The organism is Sulfitobacter sabulilitoris, from assembly GCF_005887615.1.
Classification (GTDB): domain Bacteria; phylum Pseudomonadota; class Alphaproteobacteria; order Rhodobacterales; family Rhodobacteraceae; genus Sulfitobacter_E; species Sulfitobacter_E sabulilitoris.
In genome coordinates this window covers 914,324-932,712 of the sequence record NZ_VANS01000001.1, presented here as the reverse complement: position 1 = coordinate 932,712, position 18,389 = coordinate 914,324, and the positions used below count along the sequence as shown (strand labels likewise).

The following is an 18,389-nucleotide window of genomic DNA, read 5'->3' as shown; positions in this document are numbered from 1 at the left end:
CCGGACGGCGGCGCGGGCCGCCGCCCGGCAGGCCGGATCAGCGCATGCGCAGGGCGCCGTCGATGCGGATCACCTCGCCGTTCAGATACCCCGCCTCGACGATGAAGCCCGCCAGCCGCGCGTATTCCGATGGGTCGCCAAGACGTGGCGGACAGGGGACATCGGCGGCCAGTTGCGCCTGCACCTCTTCGCCAAGTCCTGCCAGCATCGGCGTCATGAAGATGCCGGGCGCAATGGTCATCACGCGGATGCCCGAGGACGCCAGATCGCGCGCCATCGGCAGTGTCATGCCGACCACACCGCCCTTGGACGCGGCATAGGCGGCCTGACCCTTTTGCCCGTCGAAGGCTGCGACGGAGGCGGTGTTGACGATCACGCCCCGCGCGCCGTCGGCCTCGGGCTCGTTTTTCGCAATGGCGACAGCGGCCAGGCGGGCGACATTGAAGCTGCCCACGAGGTTCACGTCGATGGTGCGCTGAAATGCGTCCAGCGGGTGCGGCCCGTCGCGCCCCATCGTCTTGATCGCATAGGCGATCCCCGCGCAATTCACCGCGGCGGTGATCTTGCCCATCCTGTCCAGCGCGGTGTCGATCGCGGCCTGCACCGACGCCTCGTCCGTCACATCGGTGGACACGAAATGCCCGCCGATGTCCTGTGCCACGGCCTCGCCGCGATCCGCGTCTCGGTCCAGCAGAGTGACCTGCGCGCCCTGGGCGGCGAAATGGCGGGCCGTCGCCTCGCCAAGGCCGGATGCGCCGCCGGTGACGATGGTGGCTGTTGTGCTAAGCTGCATGGGTGATCCTCCCGTTTATGAACAGGTGTTCATTTGATCACGCCCGCGGCGGGCGGGCAAGACGCAGCTTTGGGGTGGTGCGCGACCTGCGGGCCAACCGCTGACCTGCAACGATTGCAACCAGGCGTTCAGGGCCGAAGGAAACGATGTGCCCGCGTGTTTCCTTCGGCCCCGAATACCGATGTCGGCCCCGTCCCGCTGCGCAGTGGCCGCCAGCAGGGCGATTTCGGCGCCTTATCCCAGTTGCACCAGCGCGTGCCGCTTCTTGCCCGCGCTCAGCTTGATGGGCGAGGACAGCGCGGCCGCGTCGATCATCAGGCCCGCGTCGGTCAGCGGCGCGTCGTCCATGCGCGCGCCATGCTCGGCAATCAGGCGCTTGGCCTCCTTGCCCGATCCCGCAAGGCCCGATTTCACGATCAGCTGCACGATGGAAATGCCATCGCCAAGCTCTTCGGCGCTCAACGTCAGCGTGGGCAGGTCGCCCCCGACGCCACCCTTCTCGAACACCTCGCGCGCGGTGGCTTGCGCGGATGCCGCGGCCTCGGCGCCATGCAGCAGGGTCGTCACCTCATCCGCCAGCCGGATCTTGCCCTCGTTGATTTCCGACCCCTCCAGCGCGCCCAGGCGGTCGCATTCGTCAACCGGCAGTTCGGTATAGAGCTTGAGAAACCGGCCAACGTCGGCATCCGTGGTGTTGCGCCAGAATTGCCAGAATTCATAGGGGCTGAGCATCTCGGCGTTCAGCCAGACAGCGCCGGATTGCGATTTGCCCATCTTCTTGCCGTCGCTGGTCGTGAGCAGCGGCGAAGTGAGGCCGTAGACGTCCCTGCCCAACACGCGGCGGGTCAGGTCCACACCGTTGACGATATTGCCCCATTGATCCGATCCGCCCATCTGCAGGATGCAGCCATACCGGCGGTTCAGCTCAAGAAAATCATAGGCTTGCAGGATCATGTAGTTGAATTCGAGGAACGACAGCGATTGTTCACGGTCCAGCCGCGACTTGACCGAGTCAAAGCTCAGCATCCGGTTGATCGAGAAATGCCGCCCGATGTCGCGCAGGAAATCGAGGTAGTTGAGGTCGTCGAGCCATTCGGCGTTGTTGATCATCAGCGCGTCGGTGGGCGCGTCGCCATACTCAAGGTAGGCGCTGAACACCTGGCGGATGCCCGCGATGTTGTCGTCGATCGCCGCAGGCGTCAGCAGCGGGCGTTCATCGGCCCGAAAGCTGGGGTCGCCCACCTTGGTCGTGCCGCCGCCCATCAGGGTGATCGGCTTGTGCCCGGTCTTTTGCAGCCAGCGCAGCATCATGATCTGGATCAGCGATCCGACATGCAGCGATTTCGCGGTCGCGTCAAAGCCGATGTAGCCGGGCTGCGCACCCGCCAGAAGCGCATCGTCCAGCCCCTGATAATCGGTGCAATCGGCGATAAAGCCGCGCTCCATCATCACAGAGATGAAATCCGATTTGGGATGGTAGGTCATGGTGCTTGCCCTCGGGTTTGAATGCGGGGCAATCTATAGGCGTCGAACAGGCAAAGGAAAAGGCCATGAATAGGGCTAGTGGCAAGGCAGGCGCGAAAACCGGTCCCGTGAGCGCCCTGGGCGCGATGAGCGGCACGTCGCTCGATGGGGTGGACGGGGCGGTGATCACCACCGACGGACACGAGATTTACAGCTTTGGCGCCAGCGATTACCGGCGCTACACGGCGGCCGAGCGCGCGACGCTGGCGGCCGCCCTGGGCAAATGGGCCGGGCCGGAGGTGGAGGCCGCGACGCAGGTTGTCGATGCCGCGCACCGCGACCTCTTGGCGCGGTTTTCGGGGATCGACCTGGTGGGGTTTCACGGTCAGACGCTGGCCCATGCGCCGCGCACGCGCGGAACGCTGCAAGTGGGCGACGGCGCGGCGCTGGCGCGGCATCTGGGCGTGCCGGTCGTGTGGGATTTCCGCAGCGCGGATGTCGAACTGGGGGGCGAGGGGGCGCCGCTGGCGCCGTTCTTCCATTTCGCCTGCGCGCGCTACATCGGCGCCGAAACGCCGGTGGCCTTCCTGAACCTCGGCGGGGTGGGCAACCTGACCTGGGTGGATCCCGCGCGCGCCGCACCGCAGGAGGATGGCGCGCTGCTGGCCTTCGACACCGGCCCCGCCAATGCACCGCTCAATGATCTGATGCAGGCGCGATTGGGGCAGCCGTGGGACGAGGGTGGCAGGATCGCCGCGCAGGGGCGGGTGGAGCAGGGCGCGCTCGAGCTGTTCCTGGCGGAACCGTATTTTGCAAGAATACCTCCCAAATCATTGGACCGTAATGATTTTTCGGAAATGGTCGCGCTGGTGGGCGAGCTTTCGGATGCCGATGCCGCTGCGACCCTGACGGCGATGTGCGCCGCCGGTGTGGCCGAGGGGCTGCAGCATTGCCCGCGCCCGCCGGCCCGCGTTCTGGTCACCGGCGGCGGGCGGCACAACCCGGTGCTGATGCGCATGCTCGAAGTGTCTCTGGATTGTCCCGTTGCCCCGGTGGAGGACGTCGGCCTCGACGGCGATATGCTGGAGGCGCAGGCCTTTGCCTATCTGGCGGTACGGGTGGCGCGCGGATTGCCGACGTCCTGCCCCGGCACCACGGGCGTGCGCGCCGCCGTCGCGGGCGGGACGATCAGCCGACCGGACCCCGCGCACAGCCTTGCCTAGACGTTAGCGCGGGATGTCGAAACCGGGCGGCGCGAGGGTGAAGCCCTCGAACTGAAAGCCGGGGCTGACGGTGCAGCTGACCAACGTGAAATCACCGGTGCTGCGCGCCATCTGCCAGTGGTCCCGCGGCACGATCAATTGCGGTGCGCCGGCGCTCAGATCCGGGCTCAGCAGATGATCGGTGGCGGGGCCGGCCTCCGTCGCGCTCAGCGACAGGACCAGCGGCGCGCCCGCATGATACAGCCATATTTCCGTGGCATCGACCCGGTGCCAATGGCTCGCCTCGCCTGCCTGCAGCAAGAAATAGATGCAGGTGCCAGAGGGCCGTCCCGGTCCGTTGCCCGCCCAGGTCTGGCGGTAATGGCCGCCCTCGGGATGCGGGGCCAGGTTCAGTTGGGCAATGATCTCTTGTGGTGTCATGCGGGCAGGGTAATCTGCCCGCCACCAGACACGCAAGGAGAGCGGTATGAAAGCGGTGATCGTGGGCGCGGGGGTGATCGGCGCGTTGATCGCGTGGCGGCTGGCCTGCGCGGGCGCGCGCGTGACGCTGATCGATGCGGGCCTGCCCGCCGGGGCCGCTTCGGGCGCATCCTTCGGCTGGATCAATGCCAGTTTCCACGCCGACGCCGACCATTTTCGTCTGCGCCATGCCGCGATGGCCGCCCATAGGCGCGCGCAGGCCGATCTGGGCACCGATGCGATCCGCTGGCCGGGGTGCCTGTGCTGGGAGGTGCAGGGCGCGGCGCAGGACGCGCAACTGCGCAGCCTGCTGGAGCTTGGATATGACGCGCGGCAGATCGGCCGGGCGGAATTCGCGCGGATGGAGCCGGCCGTGGCGCAGCCGCCGGATCAGGCGTTGGTCTTTGGCGGCGAGGGCGTCGTCGATCTGGGGCACCTGACCCGCGATGCGCTGGCCGCCGCCGCGGACCGGGGCGCGCGGTTGATCACAGGGGTCGCGGTGACGGGTCTGATCGAAGCGCAGGGCGCGGTGCGCGGTGTCATGATGGCACAGGGCCGGATCGCCGCGGACCGGGTGGTGATCGCGGGCGGCACCGGCACGACCGCCTTGCTGGACACCGTCGGCGTGGCCCTGCCGATGCTGCGTCGCCCCGGTCTCTTGTTGAGGAGCCGTCCGGTGGCGACCAAAATCCGGCATGTTCTGGTCAGCCCCGCGCAGGAGCTGCGGCAGGACGACGCCGGGCGGATCATCGCGCCCACGGCGGCGGCGCATCAGGGCGATACCGCCGAGCAGGTGACCGACAGCCCCGACGTGCTGGCGGACCGGGCGATGGCGCGGATCAGATCGCTTTTGGGCCTGCCGGAGCCGGGTTGGGCCGAGGTGACGCTGGCCCTGCGCCCGGTGCCGGGCGACGGTCTGCCGGTGGTGGGCGGTTGCGGTCCGGCGGGGCTTTTTGTCTCCACGATGCATTCCGGCGCGACACTGGCCCCGCTGGTGGCCGAGATATCCGCCTCCGAAGTGATGGACCGGGCGCCGAGCAACGCGCAGACGGCGCTGATCGCGCCCTACCGCCCGGCGCGGTTTCAAAGCGTCAGTTCGTAAAAGCTCAGCAGGGGCAGGGTTTCGGGCGGGACCTGCGCATAGGGGCCGCGTTCGGTGAAGCCGAGGCGTTCATACAGCCGCCGCGCGGGTGTGAATGCGCGCGCGGTATCGAGGTAGATCGTCGTGTAGCCATCCGCGCGCGCCCGGTCGATCAGCGCGCGGCACAAAGCGCGCCCCGCGCCGGAGCCGCGCAAGGCGGGACGGAGGAACACCCGCTTGATCTCGGCTTTGCCGGGAAAGACCGGTTTGATCATGCCGCACCCGCCGATGCGGCCCGCCGCTTCGATCGACAGGATCGCACCCCAAGGGCGGGCATGTTCCTGCTCCAGCCGCGCCATCAGGTCGCGATACAGCGGTTCGGGATAGAATCTGTGCGTCATGCGCGCCACATCCGCATCAAAACCAAGCAGAAAGTCGCGGTATTCCCAGCACAAGCTGCGGACCGCCTCCATGTCGGCGCGGGTCGCGGGCGCACGGACGCGAAATGCGGGCGGGGCGGGCCGTGTCATCGACGATCCGGTGCCGGGCGCGGTGCCGCACGGGCGCAAGTCGGCGTCGCGGCCCCCTGCGCCCGGCGGATCATTTCAGGATCGACCGGCCCGCGAAGCGCGCGCTTTCGCCAAGCGCTTCCTCGATGCGGATCAGCTGGTTGTACTTGGCCAGCCGGTCCGAGCGCGCAAGGCTGCCGGTCTTGATCTGGCCGCAGTTGGTGGCGACGGCGAGATCGGCAATCGTGGCGTCCTCCGTCTCGCCCGAGCGGTGCGACATCACGTTGGTGTAACCCGCGCGATGCGCCATATCGACCGCCTGCAGGGTTTCGGTCAGCGTTCCGATCTGGTTCACCTTGACCAGCATCGAATTGGCGCAGCCGCGCGCGATGCCATCCGCCAGGCGCGCGGGATTGGTCACGAACAGATCGTCACCCACCAGTTGCACCTTGTCGCCGAGCGCCTCGGTCAGGGCGCGCCAGCCCTCCCAGTCATCCTCCGACATGCCATCCTCGATCGAGATGATGGGGTAATCCCTTACCAGTGCGGCAAGGTAGTCGGCGTTTTCGTCGGGCGACAGGGTTTTCCCTTCGCCAGACAGAACATACTGGCCATCCTTGAAGTATTCCGTGGCTGCGCAATCAAGGGCAAGATGAATTTCCTCGCCCGGAGTGTAACCGGCCTTTTCAATGGATTTCAAAATGAAATCAAGCGCATCACGGGTGGAGCTGATGTTGGGCGCAAAACCGCCTTCGTCACCGACGCCGGTGGCAAGGCCCGCCGCCGACAGCTCTGTCTTGAGGGTGTGGAACACCTCGGCCCCCATGCGCACCGCCTCGGCAATGTTGTCGGCGGCCACCGGCATGATCATGAATTCCTGGATGTCGATCGGGTTGTCGGCATGTTCGCCGCCGTTGATGATGTTCATCATCGGCACCGGCAGCACCCGTGCCGATGTGCCGCCGACATAGCGGAACAGGGGCTGCGTGCAGAAATCCGCCGCCGCCTTGGCCGTGGCGAGCGACACGCCGAGAATGGCATTGGCGCCAAGGCGGGATTTGTTGTCGGTGCCGTCAAGCTCGATCATCGCCTCGTCGATCTCGACCTGTTCGGTGGCGTCGAACCCCACCAACGTCTCGGCGATCTCGCCGTTGACGGCCGCGCAGGCGTCGCGCACGCCCTTGCCCATGTAGCGGCTCTTGTCGCCGTCGCGGCGCTCGACCGCCTCGTAGGCCCCGGTGGAGGCCCCGGACGGCACCGCCGCGCGGCCCATTGTGCCGTCTTCCAGGATGACGTCGACCTCGACCGTGGGATTGCCCCGGCTGTCAAGGATTTCGCGGGCGTGGATGTCGATGATGGTGCTCATGAAAGGCTCCTGAAATCAGATTTGCCCCGGTCATAGCCGGGCTGCGGCAGAAGGGGAAGGCTTGCGCGCGCCGGAGGGGCGCTGTTTGCGCTCACGCCAGACGGTATAGATGCCGGACGCCACGATGATCGCCGACCCGATAAGCACCCAGGCGTCTGGCCGTTCGCCAAAGACGACGACGCCCACCACCAGCGCAAAGATCATGCGGCTGTAGCGGAACGGGGTGACAAAGCTGACCTCGCCCACGCGCATCGCGGCGACGATGCCGTAATAGGCGATGACCCCGATCACCAATGCCCCCGTCATCAGCCCCCACTGCGGCAGCGTCGCGGACACCAGCGGCGTGCCGGTGATCGCCAGCAGGATCGCGGCGGCGGGCACCAGCGTCAGGAACGCGAGAAAGCTCAGTTGCATCGACGTGGTGGCGCTGGGCACGCGCCGTGTCGCCAGGTCGCGGATCGCAAGCCCGACAACCCCCTGCACGGCGAACAGCGACAACCAGTCGAAGCCTTCCATGCCGGGCCGGATGATCAGCAGCACACCGCAAAACCCCACCAGGATCGCCGACCACCGCCGCCAGCCCACGGGCTCGCGCAGGAACACAGCCGCCCCGAGCGTCACCATCAGCGGTGTCGCCTGCAAGATCGCCGAGGCGGAGGAGATCGGGGTGAGCGCGATCGCGGTGACAAAGCCCAGCGTGCCCACCAGTTCGCCCAGGCTGCGCAGCAAGACCGGCCCTGACAGCATCGCGCGGGTGAAAAGCGGCTGGCGTTGCATCACCAGGATCGCGGCAAAGATGATCGCACCGCCCAGCCCCAGAAGCCCGATGATCTGCCCCACCGGCAGCGCATCGGCCAGTAGCTTTATGAACATGTCCTCGATGGCGAAGCCGAGCATCGCCAACACCATGATGAGCGCGCCGCGCAGGTTATCCATGACGATGCCTTTTGAAATTTGGGGCAGGCCAATCCTGCGTCTGCGGCAGAGGTCACAGAATTGCGGACCAAGGTCAATCTGGCGCGGGGGCTTTTCCGTGCCGCGCGCCTGCATGGCTGCCATGCGTCCGTGTCAGGGGCCGCCGCGACCCGCCGGACAGGGCCGGGATGGCCTGTCTGGTCCGGGGCGGCCGCCGGTGCGTCAGTCGCGCCGCCGGACCATCAGCTGCGCCCCTTCGCGCTTGGTCTCGAGCCGCGGAATCGCCTTGACCAGTGCGCTCAGCTTGCTGTGGCCATAGCTGCGGGTGTCGAAATCGGGATGCAGCGACAGAATCGTCTTGCCGATGGGGCCAAGGTCGAACCAGTCACCTTCCTGATCGATCTTTTCCATTGCGTTCGCAATCAGTTGAAAGGCGTCGTTCAACGTCTCGGTGTCGGCTTTCTGCGCAGTGCCGCGAACCTCTTCCAACAGGTTTTCGATGAATATGAAGCGGTTGCAGACATTGCGCAACGCCTCTGGCGCCTTCTTCTCGCCGATGCCCACGACCAGCAGGCCGTCTTCGCGCAGGCGGTTGGCCAGCGCGGTAAAGTCGCTGTCCGACGACACCAGGACAAAGCCGTCGAACCGTCCGCCATGCAAAATGTCCATCGCGTCGATCACCAGCCCGATGTCGGAGGCGTTCTTGCCCTGGGTATTGGCGGTTTCCTGGTGCGCGACCAGCCCAAGCCCCAGGATCTGATCCGACCAGTTCTTGAGCCGCCCGCTCGACCAGTCGCCATAGACCCGGCGCAGCGCCGGCTCGCCGATGGTGGCGACCTCGCGCAGGATCGCGGAGGCGAATTTCGCGGGGACGTTGTCGGCGTCGATCAGCACGGCAAGCAGGGGGCGGTCACGTTCAGCCACAGTCAGGCTCCTTGGAATTTGAAATCAGTCGGTTTTTTTCAGCGGAACGCCATAGAGCTCAAGCCGGTGGCCGCGCAGTTCGTAGCCCAGTTTGCGCGCGATGCGGTCCTGCAGCGCTTCGATCTCGGCATCGACGAATTCGATCACCTCGCCCGACTGCATGTCGATCAGATGGTCGTGGTGGTCGCGCTCGGCGTCCTCGTAGCGGGCGCGGCCGTCGCCGAATTCCAGCTTGTCCAGAATCCCCGCCTCTTCGAACAGTTTGACGGTGCGGTACACGGTCGCGATGGAAATGCCGGCGTCGATGGCGCTGGCGCGGGCATAGAGTTCTTCGACGTCCGGATGGTCGTCGCTGTCCTGCAGGACCTGCGCGATGGTGCGACGCTGACCTGTCATGCGCAGGCCCTTGGCCTCGCAGCGGGCAATGATGGGTTTGGTCATGTCTGCGCTTTTCGGCATCGGGGGCATTTCGCCGTTGGGGTGGTCTCATGGTGTAGCGACCTTTGACGGGGTGGGGCAACCCCGCCAGTGGCGTCACCGGTTGACTTATGGCGCCGCTTGGCCCACATGGGGGTCAAGCGATGCCTTCTGCCGCGTGAGCAGTTTCAGCGACCCGGGTCCGGTGGACCCGCTCCGTGCTGACCCCTAGGCCCGCCGATGTTCCCAAAATCACGCGTGGGGCCAAGCGCGACAGACAGTCTTTGGCATTTGGTCGAGGCTGCGATCTGACCTCGCGTGTCCCAAGCGGCGCCCGGCAAAGAGGGGCGCGGCACGATGCTATGGCCCGGCGCTGCATGCGCTGATGGCCGGAAAGAGAATTATGAGCGATTTCGATATGATGGAGCTTCCTCCTAAACTGGTGGAGCGGCTTCAATCCATGGGCCTCAAGGACCCGACCCCGATCCAGAGACAGGCGATTCCCCATGCCCTGAACGGGCGCGACGTGATGGGGCTGGCGCAGACCGGCACCGGCAAGACGGCTGCCTTCGGCGTGCCGCTCGTGGCCCAGATGCTCGACATGCCGGGGCGCCCGGCGCCCAAATCGGTGCGCGGTCTGGTGCTGGCGCCGACGCGCGAATTGGCCAACCAGATCTCGCAGAACCTGCGAAGCTTTTGCGAAAACACGCCGCTCAAGGTGGCGATGGTCGTGGGCGGCCAGTCGATCAACACCCAGATCAAGCGGCTCGAGCGGGGCGTGGACCTTCTGGTGGCGACCCCGGGCCGCCTGCTCGACCTGATGGACCGCCGCGCCGTGCGGCTCGAGGATGCGACCTTTCTCGTGCTCGACGAGGCGGATCAGATGCTCGACATGGGCTTCATCCACGATCTGCGCAAGATCGCCAAGGTGATCCCCGAGGATCGCCAGACAATGCTGTTTTCGGCCACCATGCCCAAGCTGATGAACGAACTGGCCCAAAGTTTCCTGCGCAGCCCGATCCGGGTCGAGGTCTCGCCCCCCGGCAAGGCCGCCGACAAGGTCACGCAAGAGGTGCATTTCATCGCCAAATCCGAAAAGCCGAACCTGTTGATCGAGATGCTGGACAAGCACCGCGATGAACTGGCCCTGGTCTTTGGCCGGACGAAACACGGTTCGGAAAAGCTGATGAAGACGCTGGTCAAGGCAGGCTATGCCGCGGGGTCGATCCACGGCAACAAAAGCCAGGGCCAGCGCGACCGCGCCATCGCCGCCTTCAAATCCGGTGAGATCCGCGTCCTGGTGGCCACCGATGTGGCGGCGCGCGGGCTCGACATTCCGGATGTCAAGCATGTCTACAACTATGACCTGCCCAATGTGCCCGACAATTACGTCCACCGCATCGGGCGCACGGCACGCGCCGGCAAGGACGGCGCCGCGATCGCGTTCTGCGCCCCCGACGAGATGGGCGAACTGAAGGCGATCCAGAAAACCATGGGTGTGGCGATCCCCGTGGGCTCCGGCCGTCCGTGGGAAGCGATGGACGAACCCGCCAAGCCCAAGGGCCGCGGCCGCGGTCGCGGCGGCAACCGGGGCGGTGGCGGACAGGGCGGCGGCGTCAATGCCGGCGCACCGGCCGGCGGCAAGCCCGCGGGCCAGCGACCTCGCCGGCGTCGCAAGCCCGGCGGCGGCGGTGGCGGCGGGCAACGCGCCGCGTGATCCGCGGTCTCCAAAATGTGCTCTATGCGGCGGTGGCGGTCCTCGTGGCCCTGCCGCCCATCGGCATCCTGCGCGCGGGCGTGCCACAGAACTGGTTCACGCCCGAGGCCATGGCGCTCTGGGCGCTGCCGCTTCTGGGGGCGGCGATCCTTCTCGCGCTGGCCTTCCTCCTCACGCCGCGCGCCTGACCATTCCAAATGGATGAAAATACCGCCGCCGGAGGCATGAAACTCTTGCGGGGCAACGACCGCGGCGCGGGCGCGCCTTCGGCAATGCGCAATTGACAAACGCCGTGCCAGCCCGCTTCTTGGGCGGCATGCAACGCAAATCCCATATCGACACCTTCGGCGCCGTGGCGCTGGTCGTTTTCGCCCTGCACCTGGGGTTCAACCAGGTCGTCATCAAGGTCACCAATGGCGGCTTTGCGCCGGTCTTCGCGGCGGGGCTTCGATCCCTGGGGGCGGTTGCCGTTCTGTTGCTCTGGATGCGCCTGCGCGGGATCGGCTTTCAGGTGCCGCGCCGGGCGATGCTGCCGGGCTTGATCTCGGGCGGTCTCTTTGCGCTTGAATTCATGTGCCTGTTCTCGGCGCTTGACTTGACCACCGTCAGCCGCGCGTCGGTGATCCTCTATTCCATGCCGGTCTGGCTGGCGATCGCCAGCGCCGTCCTGATCCCGGGCGAAGCGCTGACGCCGGTGCGCGCCGTGGGGCTGCTTTTGGCCATGGGCGGCGTGGCGCTGGCGCTTTTGGGGCGCGTTGATGTCGGTGCGGGGCTGTTGGGCGATCTTCTGGCGCTGGTGGCGGCGCTGTGCTGGGCGGGGATCGCGCTCTGCGTCAAGATCACACCGCTGAGCGAGGTCCCCCCGGCGCAGCAGCTCATGTTCCAGGTGCTGATCTCGGCGCCGCTGTTGTTGCTGGCCTCGCTGTTTTTCGGCGACTTCATCCGCGATGTTCAGCCGATCCATGTCGCCGGGATGCTGTTCCAGATCGTGCTGGTGGCAAGTCTTGGGTTTCTCGCGTGGTTCTGGCTGATGTCGATCTATCCGGCGTCGTCGGTCGCCTCCTTCAGCTTCCTGTCGCCTGTCTTTGCGGTGATTCTGGGCTGGGCGGTGTTGGGCGAGGATGTCGGCTTTCGTGTCTGGGGCGCGCTGGGGCTCGTGGCGGCCGGCATCTACCTGATCAACCGCCGCCCGCGGGTGGCGGCGGTTCGGATTTGAGTATTTTCGACCCGAAGAAGCCTCAGGTGCCGCAGAAGGTCGCCGGCACCTCCTGATCCCGTGTGGGCGGGCGCATCAGGTCGGTGTCATCGGTGTCAAAGGGCTGCGCCAGCGCCGCGTTCAGGCGGTGGAAGGGGGCGAAATCACCGGCGACGGCGGCGGCGATCATCTCTTCCATCCGGTGGTTGCGCGGAATGATGCGCGGATTGGCGGCCTGCATGACGGCACGGGGGTCTTTCTCGGTCGCTGTGCGCGACTGCCAGTCCGCGTGCCAGGCTTCGAAGGCGGCGCGATCGATGATCTGATCGCGCGCATCGCCGCGCGCCAGCGCATCGAAGGTATTGGTGAAATCGGCAGCATCCGCCTGCATCAGCGCCAGCAGCCGTTCGATCAATGCGTCATCGTCGGCGCGGGCGTCGGCCAGGCCGATCTTGGCCCCGAAGGCGGCGCGCCATGCCGTTTCGATCTGGGCGGGCATGGCGTGGACGATTTCGGTCGCCTCGGCGATCGCGGCGTCGGTTTCGTCCATCTGCTGAATGAGGGCGGTGGCGAATTGCGCCATGTTCCAGACCGCGATGCGCGGCTGGTTGCCATAGGCATACCGCCCTTGCGCGTCGATCGAGCTGTACACGCGGTTCGCGTCGTAGCTGTCCATGAAGGCGCAGGGACCATAGTCGATCGTCTCGCCCGATATGGCGCAGTTGTCGGTATTCATCACCCCGTGGATAAAGCCCGCGGCCATCCACCGCGCGATCAGGCGCGCCTGCGCCGCGCAGACGGCCCGCAAGAGACCCATCGGCCCGACCGCATCGGGGTAGTGGCGCGCAATCGCATAGTCGGTCAGCGCCTTGAGGTGATCTGTCTCTCCGCGGTGGGCAAAGACCTGGAAGGTGCCCACGCGCAGGTGGCTTGCGGCGACGCGTGTCAGCACCGCACCGGGGAGGCGGCCCTCGCGAAAGATATCCTCGCCCGTCAGGGTCGCGGCCAGGGCGCGGGTGGTGGGAATGCCGAGGGCGTGCATCGCCTCGGAGACCACGTATTCGCGCAGGACCGGCCCCAGCCACGCGCGACCGTCGCCCATCCGGCTGTAGGGCGTGGGGCCGGAGCCCTTCAACTGAATGTCACGGCGTTGCCCGTCGGTGCCCAGCACCTCGCCCAGCAGGATCGCGCGGCCATCGCCCAGTTGCGGGTTCCAGTTGCCGAACTGATGCCCGGCGTAAAGCTGTGCCAGCGGTTCTGCGCCAAGCGGGGTTTCATTGCCCGAAAACAGCACCGCGCGGTCGGTATCCGACATCTTGGGCAGGCCCAGAAGCCGGCCCAGATCCTCGTTGTAGGCGACCAGTCGGGGCGCGGCGACCGGTGTCGGTTGCTGGCGGGTGAAAAAGGCGCCGGGCAGGCGGGCGTAGCTGTTGTCGAAGAGCGATGTCATATCCATGACGCAGATATAGGCAAGGGGCAGCGCCGATGCCAGTCCACTTGTCCTTTGCGAATTCGCCCTAGCTGTGGAGAAGACGAATTTGAAACGAAGGAGAGCCACATCATGGCCGCAAGCACCCATGTCGGAATGCAACTGCGCGATCGCCCTGAATTCAACAGCAAGCCAAAGCCGCTGACCTTTCCCGAAACCGCCACCGTGAAAGAGGCGGTCGCCGCGATGAGCGAGAAGAATTTCGGATCGGTGATCGTGATCGACGACGATCGCAAGGTGATCGGCGTGATGACCGAACGGGACGTGATGCGCAAGGTCGTCAACGGCGACCTGGACCCCGGCACCACCAAGCTGGCCGATGTGATGACTCGCGAGCCGCGCCTGGCGCGAGAGACCGACGACGTGGTCGATTGGCTGCGCATCATGTCGAACGAGCGGTTCCGCCGCCTGCCGGTGGTCGATGACGAAGGCCGGATAAAGGCGGTGTTCACACAGGGTGATTTCGTCAGCTACACTTGGCCCGACCTGATTTACCAGGCCAAGGAAATGGCCAAGGCCAGCGTCGGCAAGAACTATGCCATCTGGCTGATCGGCGGGGGCATCATGCTTTATTCGCTGGCGATGATCGTCGTTGTCCGGTCGCTGTGATCAGAACTTGCGGGTCATCAGGAACGCGTTCTCGCGGGGTCTGAACCCCGCGCGGGCATACAGCCGTTGCGCTGTCGCGTTGTCGCGCGCGACCTCCAGATGCAGGGCCTTGATGCCCGCGGCGGCCAAGGCGCGCGGCAGGGACAGCAGCGCCTCTGACGCGATGCCGCGCCCGCGCACGCCGGGCCGCACGAAGATCTCGTCGATGAACCCGTCCATGCCGCCAAACTCCACCGACCAGCCGAAGGTCACGATGACATAGCCGATGGGCGCGCGCGGCGGACCGATCAGGTAGGCGGCGCCATGCGGGATGCCGTCGAGCAGCGGCGCAAGCCCGGCGCGGCGCTGCTCCGCCGGCAGGGCGATACCGGCCTCGGCGTGAAAGGCCGCGACCAGAGCGTCGAGCCGGTCGAGGTGATCGGGCGCGGCCAGGGTCAGAGCGGCACTCATAGCCGGGCCAGCCGATCCGTCAGCAGGGCAAAGAACCCTTCCGCATCGAGATCGCCGACAAACAGCGCGTTGGGCGCCCGGTCGGTCACGCCCCACCAATCGGCAACTGTCATACCCATCGTCAGCGGCGAGGCCGTCTCGATCTCGACGTTGACATGGCGCCCGGTAAAGAGGTCTGGCCGGATCAGGTAGGCCGTCACGCAGGGATCATGCAGGGGCGCGCCCGCCGAGCCGTATTTTTCCTTGTCGAAGCGTTCGAAGAAGTCCGTCATCTGCGCGACCGCTACTCCCACGGGCGTTCCGATGGCGCGAAACGCGTCGTTGCGGGCCTTGGTGACCAGCGCCTTATGCGTCACATCCAGTGGCATGACAACGATGTGAACGCCGGATTTGAACACGATATCAGCGGCTTCCGGATCGACGTAAATGTTGAATTCGGCGGTTGGCGTGATGTTGCCCACCTCGAAATAGGCACCGCCCATCAAGACGATCTCCTGAATGCGCCCGGCGATGTCGGGCGCCTTTTGCAGGGCGGTGGCGATATTGGTCAGCGGCCCAAGCGGGCACAGTGTCACCGTGCCGGCCTCGTGGGTGCGAAGGGTGTCGATGATGAAATCGACGCTATGCCCTTCGGCCAGCGGCATCTGCGGATCGGGGAGGTCGGGCCCATCGAGGCCCGACTTGCCATGCACATGCTCTGCCGTGACCAGATCACGCCCGAGCGGCCGGTCGCAGCCCGCGTGCACCGGGACATCGGTCTTGCGCGCCAGTTCGCACACGATCCGCGCGTTCCTTGCCGTCAGCTCCAGCGGCACATTGCCCGCCACCGCCGTCAGCCCCAGAACGTCGATGTCCTCGGGGCTGGCCAGCGCCAGCAGGATGGCAACGGCGTCGTCCTGGCCGGGGTCCGTGTCGATGATGATCTTGCGAGGGGTCATGGTCAATCGGCCCTTTCGGCGAACGCGCTTGCATGGATTGCAAGGTTGGGGCATAAATCGCTTAGCCGGATTTGCCAATGGCATCAACGGCAGAGCATGTGGCGCACCGGCAGGAATTGGCGCAGAACCGACCGCCGGCACGCACGGAATAATTTGCCCCGACCCCGATCACGCGCCTTGCGCAGGGTGGCGGGCGACCATGACAGGGTGGCACATTATGACACTTCAGACCGACATCGAGGCAGATACCGGTTCTGCGCTGGATGCCAAGGTCCGCGAAATCTGGAGCAGGTTTCAGAAACCCTGGGTGCGCAAGATATTGCGCGATACGCTGCCGCCGACGCGGATCACATCGATGGGATGCGAATTCATCGTTCACCCGCGTGACAATTTCACCGAATTCAAGATCTGGGAAACCGGGTTGCCGCCCGAACATGCCGCGACGCTGCACATCGCGGGGGTGCTGGCGGGGCAGGATGCGGTGATCGTCGATGTCGGGGCAAACGCCGGAGCGTTCTTTTTGCCGATCATGCAGCGGGCAGGCAAAAAGGCCCGCGCCATCGCGTTCGAACCGAACCCGGTGATGCGCGACCGGCTGGCGGTGAACGTCAAGCTCAACAAGCTGACCGGCGTGCGCGTATTTGACTGTGCCGTGGGGGCGGAGGAGGCCAGCACGCGGCTGCATTTCCCGCGCAACGGCAATCTGGGGCAGGGCCGGGTTGATCTGGAATACACCGATGGCAATGCAGATACGGCAATCGACGTGGCGGTGCGCCCGCTGGCCGATTGCCTGAAACAGGCCCGTATCAAGACTGTCGATTTCCTCAAGGTCGATGTCGAAGGGCTTGAGGATCGGGTGATCTGCCCGCTGCTTGAGGGTGACGAGGCGCTGTGGCCGCGGATGATCTATTTCGAGGTGGCCCATGACGGAACATGGTCCATGCCGCTGCTGGAGATGCTGGAAGAGCGTGGCTATACCGCGGTGGGCAGTTTCGACAACAACAGCCTTTTTGAACGGTCGTAAGATGCCCGACCGGACGCGCCGCGCCACGCAGGGCGGGCAGGGATCATGAAGCTGGCATTTCTGACGATGGTCTGGCGGGATTACTGGCTGCTCGAGAAATGGGTCGCCCACAACAGCCGCATCGTCCCCAAACGCAGCCTATATGTGATCAACCACGGCGGCGATCCCGAAGTGGACCGGATCGCGCAGGGCTGCAATCTGATCCACGTGCCGCGCGACGAGGTGACCGTTGATCTGACGCGCCGCCGCTGGACGCTGCTGGGCCAGATCACCAATGGGCTGCTGGCGTTCCACGATCGGGTGATCTGTACGGACGTCGATGAGTTCCTGGTCTATTGCGGCGAAAAATCTGGGCTGTTGGCGCATCTCGAGGCAAAGCTGTCCGAAGGTGACGCGCTGTCGCCTGTCGGGCTGAACCTGATCCCGACCGAACATGACGACGCCGACATGACCTTGCCCGTGCTGGCGCGCCATCGCCATGCGCTCGTCAGTCCGAAATACACCAAACCCTGCATCGCCCGGTCAGAGGTGAAATACACCATCGGTGGGCATGGGTTGATCCGCGGCCGGTTCGAGATCGACCCCGAGATCCTGTTGTTCCACCTGCACTACGTGACCCCCGACTATACCGAACGGATGGCCGCGCGGCAGGATATCGTGCGCGACGCCAAGGCCGCCAACGACGCGGCGGACGACCCGCAAAAGGTGCCGGGACGGTTCTGGATCAACTGGTCCAAGCCCGACATGATCCGCAACAAGGAAATCGAGATCCTGTCGCGGGCAAGGCCGGTGGAGGTCGCGGAAGGCTTTGGCGAATGTGCCGACATCTTGCGTGCGGCGGTGGTGTCGCAGGGGCGCAAAACGGTGGTGGATTCCGCTCCGATCAACAAGGATCCGCGCTATGTTCTGGTGCCGGAGGGGATGAAGGACCGGGTCTAACCGGTTGATCGTTCTGATATTTTCACCGCGTTCCACAGGGCATCCATTTCCGCCAGATCGCTGTCCTTGGGCGTCTTGCCGCGGTCGGCCAGCCGCGCCTCGATGCCTTCGAAGCGGCGAGTGAACTTGGCGTTGGCGGCGCGCAGGGCGGCTTCGGGATCGACGCCCAGATGCCGGCCCAGATTGGCCATGACGAACATCAGATCGCCGAATTCCTCCTCCACCTCCGCCTCGCTCAGGTGCGCGCGCGCCTCCACCAGTTCGGCCGCCTCTTCGCGGATCTTGTCGAGCACCTGCACCGTTTCGGGCCAGTCGAACCCGACGCGCGCGGCACGGTTTTGCAGCTTGACGGCGCGCAGCAGGGCCGGAAGGCCGATGGCCACGCCATCGAGCGTACCGCGCTGGGCCTTGCCGGCCCGTTCCGCCGCCTTCATCCTTTCCCAGTCGCGGGTCTGCTGGTCGGCGGATTTGTCGCGCGGCTCATCGCCGAAGACATGCGGATGCCGCGCCACCATCTTGTCGGATATGGCGCGCACCACCGACTGAAAGGTGAAATGCCCCGCCTCCTGGCCCATCGCCGCGTGATAGACGGTCTGCAACAGCAGATCGCCCAACTCGCCCTCAAGCTCGGCCCAGTCACGGCGCGCGATGGCGTCGGCCACCTCGTAGGCTTCCTCGATCGTGTAGGGGGCTATGCTGTCGAAATCCTGCTCGATATCCCACGGGCAGCCGCTGTCGGGATCGCGCAGGCGGCGCATGATCTCAAGCAGGCGGTCGATGCCGCCGTCCGGGTCATGGACCAGGTTGTCGGGCTTTTCCGGGATTGAATCGTCAGCCATTGCAGCGCGCCTATCTGTCGTGTCACATGCACCCAACA

At 65.7% G+C, this 18,389-nt stretch carries 20 protein-coding genes; 8 read left to right on the top strand and 12 right to left on the bottom strand.

Annotated features, from left to right (window positions below):
- Window positions 1–37: 37 nt before the first annotated feature.
- The gene (locus FDT80_RS04385; protein WP_138660996.1) at window positions 38–793 is read right to left on the bottom strand and encodes a 3-hydroxyacyl-CoA dehydrogenase; all 756 of its coding nucleotides are present in this window, start codon (window positions 791–793) and stop codon (window positions 38–40) included.
- Window positions 794–1,027: 234 nt separating this feature from the next.
- Window positions 1,028–2,278: a tyrosine--tRNA ligase gene (gene tyrS / locus FDT80_RS04380; protein WP_138660995.1), complete on the bottom strand. Its 1,251-nt coding sequence runs from the start codon at window positions 2,276–2,278 to the stop codon at window positions 1,028–1,030.
- A gap of 65 nt (window positions 2,279–2,343) precedes the next feature.
- Here tyrS and FDT80_RS04375 point away from each other — a divergent pair, with 65 nt between their 5' ends.
- Window positions 2,344–3,480, top strand: a complete 1,137-nt coding sequence (locus FDT80_RS04375; RefSeq protein WP_138660994.1) for an anhydro-N-acetylmuramic acid kinase — start codon at window positions 2,344–2,346, stop codon at window positions 3,478–3,480.
- 3 nt (window positions 3,481–3,483) lie between these two features.
- Here FDT80_RS04375 and FDT80_RS04370 read toward each other — a convergent pair whose 3' ends face one another.
- On the bottom strand, window positions 3,484–3,900 hold the full coding sequence (locus FDT80_RS04370; RefSeq protein ID WP_138660993.1) for a cupin domain-containing protein: 417 nt from the start codon (window positions 3,898–3,900) through the stop codon (window positions 3,484–3,486).
- A gap of 46 nt (window positions 3,901–3,946) precedes the next feature.
- On the opposite strand from FDT80_RS04370, the gene FDT80_RS04365 reads away from it, so the two are divergent.
- On the top strand, window positions 3,947–5,041 hold the full coding sequence (locus FDT80_RS04365; protein WP_138660992.1) for an NAD(P)/FAD-dependent oxidoreductase: 1,095 nt from the start codon (window positions 3,947–3,949) through the stop codon (window positions 5,039–5,041).
- Here the strand turns inward: FDT80_RS04365 and FDT80_RS04360 are convergent.
- From FDT80_RS04360 to FDT80_RS04340, 5 genes are all read right to left on the bottom strand, one after another.
- Window positions 5,023–5,550, bottom strand: coding sequence for a GNAT family N-acetyltransferase (locus tag FDT80_RS04360; protein WP_138660991.1), 528 nt, complete (start codon window positions 5,548–5,550; stop codon window positions 5,023–5,025). The two genes, FDT80_RS04365 and FDT80_RS04360, sit on opposite strands and share 19 nt — an antisense overlap.
- A gap of 70 nt (window positions 5,551–5,620) precedes the next feature.
- Entirely contained in the window at window positions 5,621–6,895 is a 1,275-nt protein-coding gene (eno, locus tag FDT80_RS04355; protein WP_138660990.1) for a phosphopyruvate hydratase, read from the bottom strand.
- Between the two features lie 30 nt (window positions 6,896–6,925).
- Window positions 6,926–7,831 (bottom strand): DMT family transporter, encoded by a 906-nt coding sequence (locus tag FDT80_RS04350; protein ID WP_138660989.1) that lies wholly within the window; start codon window positions 7,829–7,831, stop codon window positions 6,926–6,928.
- A 201-nt stretch (window positions 7,832–8,032) separates the two neighbouring features.
- A complete protein-coding gene (locus FDT80_RS04345) occupies window positions 8,033–8,734 on the bottom strand; it encodes an NYN domain-containing protein (protein WP_138660988.1) in 702 nt (233 codons plus the stop codon).
- A gap of 24 nt (window positions 8,735–8,758) precedes the next feature.
- Entirely contained in the window at window positions 8,759–9,175 is a 417-nt protein-coding gene (locus FDT80_RS04340) for a Fur family transcriptional regulator (RefSeq protein ID WP_138660987.1), read from the bottom strand.
- A gap of 379 nt (window positions 9,176–9,554) precedes the next feature.
- Here FDT80_RS04340 and FDT80_RS04335 point away from each other — a divergent pair, with 379 nt between their 5' ends.
- The 3 genes from FDT80_RS04335 to FDT80_RS04325 all read left to right on the top strand — a co-directional run bounded on the left by FDT80_RS04335 (window position 9,555) and on the right by FDT80_RS04325 (window position 12,084).
- Window positions 9,555–10,868: a DEAD/DEAH box helicase gene (locus FDT80_RS04335; protein ID WP_138660986.1), complete on the top strand. Its 1,314-nt coding sequence runs from the start codon at window positions 9,555–9,557 to the stop codon at window positions 10,866–10,868.
- On the top strand, window positions 10,865–11,056 hold the full coding sequence (locus FDT80_RS04330) for a hypothetical protein (RefSeq protein WP_138660985.1): 192 nt from the start codon (window positions 10,865–10,867) through the stop codon (window positions 11,054–11,056). Before FDT80_RS04335 ends, FDT80_RS04330 begins: the two co-directional genes overlap by 4 nt.
- Before the next feature lie 128 nt (window positions 11,057–11,184).
- A complete protein-coding gene (locus tag FDT80_RS04325; RefSeq protein ID WP_138660984.1) occupies window positions 11,185–12,084 on the top strand; it encodes a DMT family transporter in 900 nt (299 codons plus the stop codon).
- Window positions 12,085–12,106: 22 nt separating this feature from the next.
- Here FDT80_RS04325 and FDT80_RS04320 read toward each other — a convergent pair whose 3' ends face one another.
- Window positions 12,107–13,519 (bottom strand): protein adenylyltransferase SelO, encoded by a 1,413-nt coding sequence (locus FDT80_RS04320; protein ID WP_138660983.1) that lies wholly within the window; start codon window positions 13,517–13,519, stop codon window positions 12,107–12,109.
- 105 nt (window positions 13,520–13,624) lie between these two features.
- Here FDT80_RS04320 and FDT80_RS04315 point away from each other — a divergent pair, with 105 nt between their 5' ends.
- On the top strand, window positions 13,625–14,161 hold the full coding sequence (locus tag FDT80_RS04315; protein ID WP_138660982.1) for a CBS domain-containing protein: 537 nt from the start codon (window positions 13,625–13,627) through the stop codon (window positions 14,159–14,161).
- Here the strand turns inward: FDT80_RS04315 and FDT80_RS04310 are convergent, their stop codons facing one another.
- Both FDT80_RS04310 and FDT80_RS04305 read right to left on the bottom strand, forming a co-directional pair.
- On the bottom strand, window positions 14,162–14,611 hold the full coding sequence (locus tag FDT80_RS04310; RefSeq protein ID WP_138660981.1) for a GNAT family N-acetyltransferase: 450 nt from the start codon (window positions 14,609–14,611) through the stop codon (window positions 14,162–14,164).
- On the bottom strand, window positions 14,608–15,549 hold the full coding sequence (locus FDT80_RS04305; protein WP_138660980.1) for a nucleoside hydrolase: 942 nt from the start codon (window positions 15,547–15,549) through the stop codon (window positions 14,608–14,610). Before FDT80_RS04305 ends, FDT80_RS04310 begins: the two co-directional genes overlap by 4 nt.
- Before the next feature lie 217 nt (window positions 15,550–15,766).
- Between FDT80_RS04305 and FDT80_RS04300 the strand changes: the two genes are divergently transcribed.
- The gene (locus tag FDT80_RS04300; RefSeq protein WP_170311784.1) at window positions 15,767–16,573 is read left to right on the top strand and encodes an FkbM family methyltransferase; all 807 of its coding nucleotides are present in this window, start codon (window positions 15,767–15,769) and stop codon (window positions 16,571–16,573) included.
- Window positions 16,574–16,618: 45 nt separating this feature from the next.
- Window positions 16,619–17,512 carry a hypothetical protein gene (locus FDT80_RS04295; protein ID WP_138660978.1) on the top strand — a complete coding sequence of 298 codons (894 nt, stop codon included), beginning with the start codon at window positions 16,619–16,621 and terminating at the stop codon, window positions 17,510–17,512.
- Here FDT80_RS04295 and mazG read toward each other — a convergent pair.
- On the bottom strand, window positions 17,509–18,351 hold the full coding sequence (gene mazG, locus FDT80_RS04290; RefSeq protein WP_138660977.1) for a nucleoside triphosphate pyrophosphohydrolase: 843 nt from the start codon (window positions 18,349–18,351) through the stop codon (window positions 17,509–17,511). The genes FDT80_RS04295 and mazG overlap by 4 nt on opposite strands.
- Window positions 18,352–18,389 lie beyond the last annotated feature (38 nt).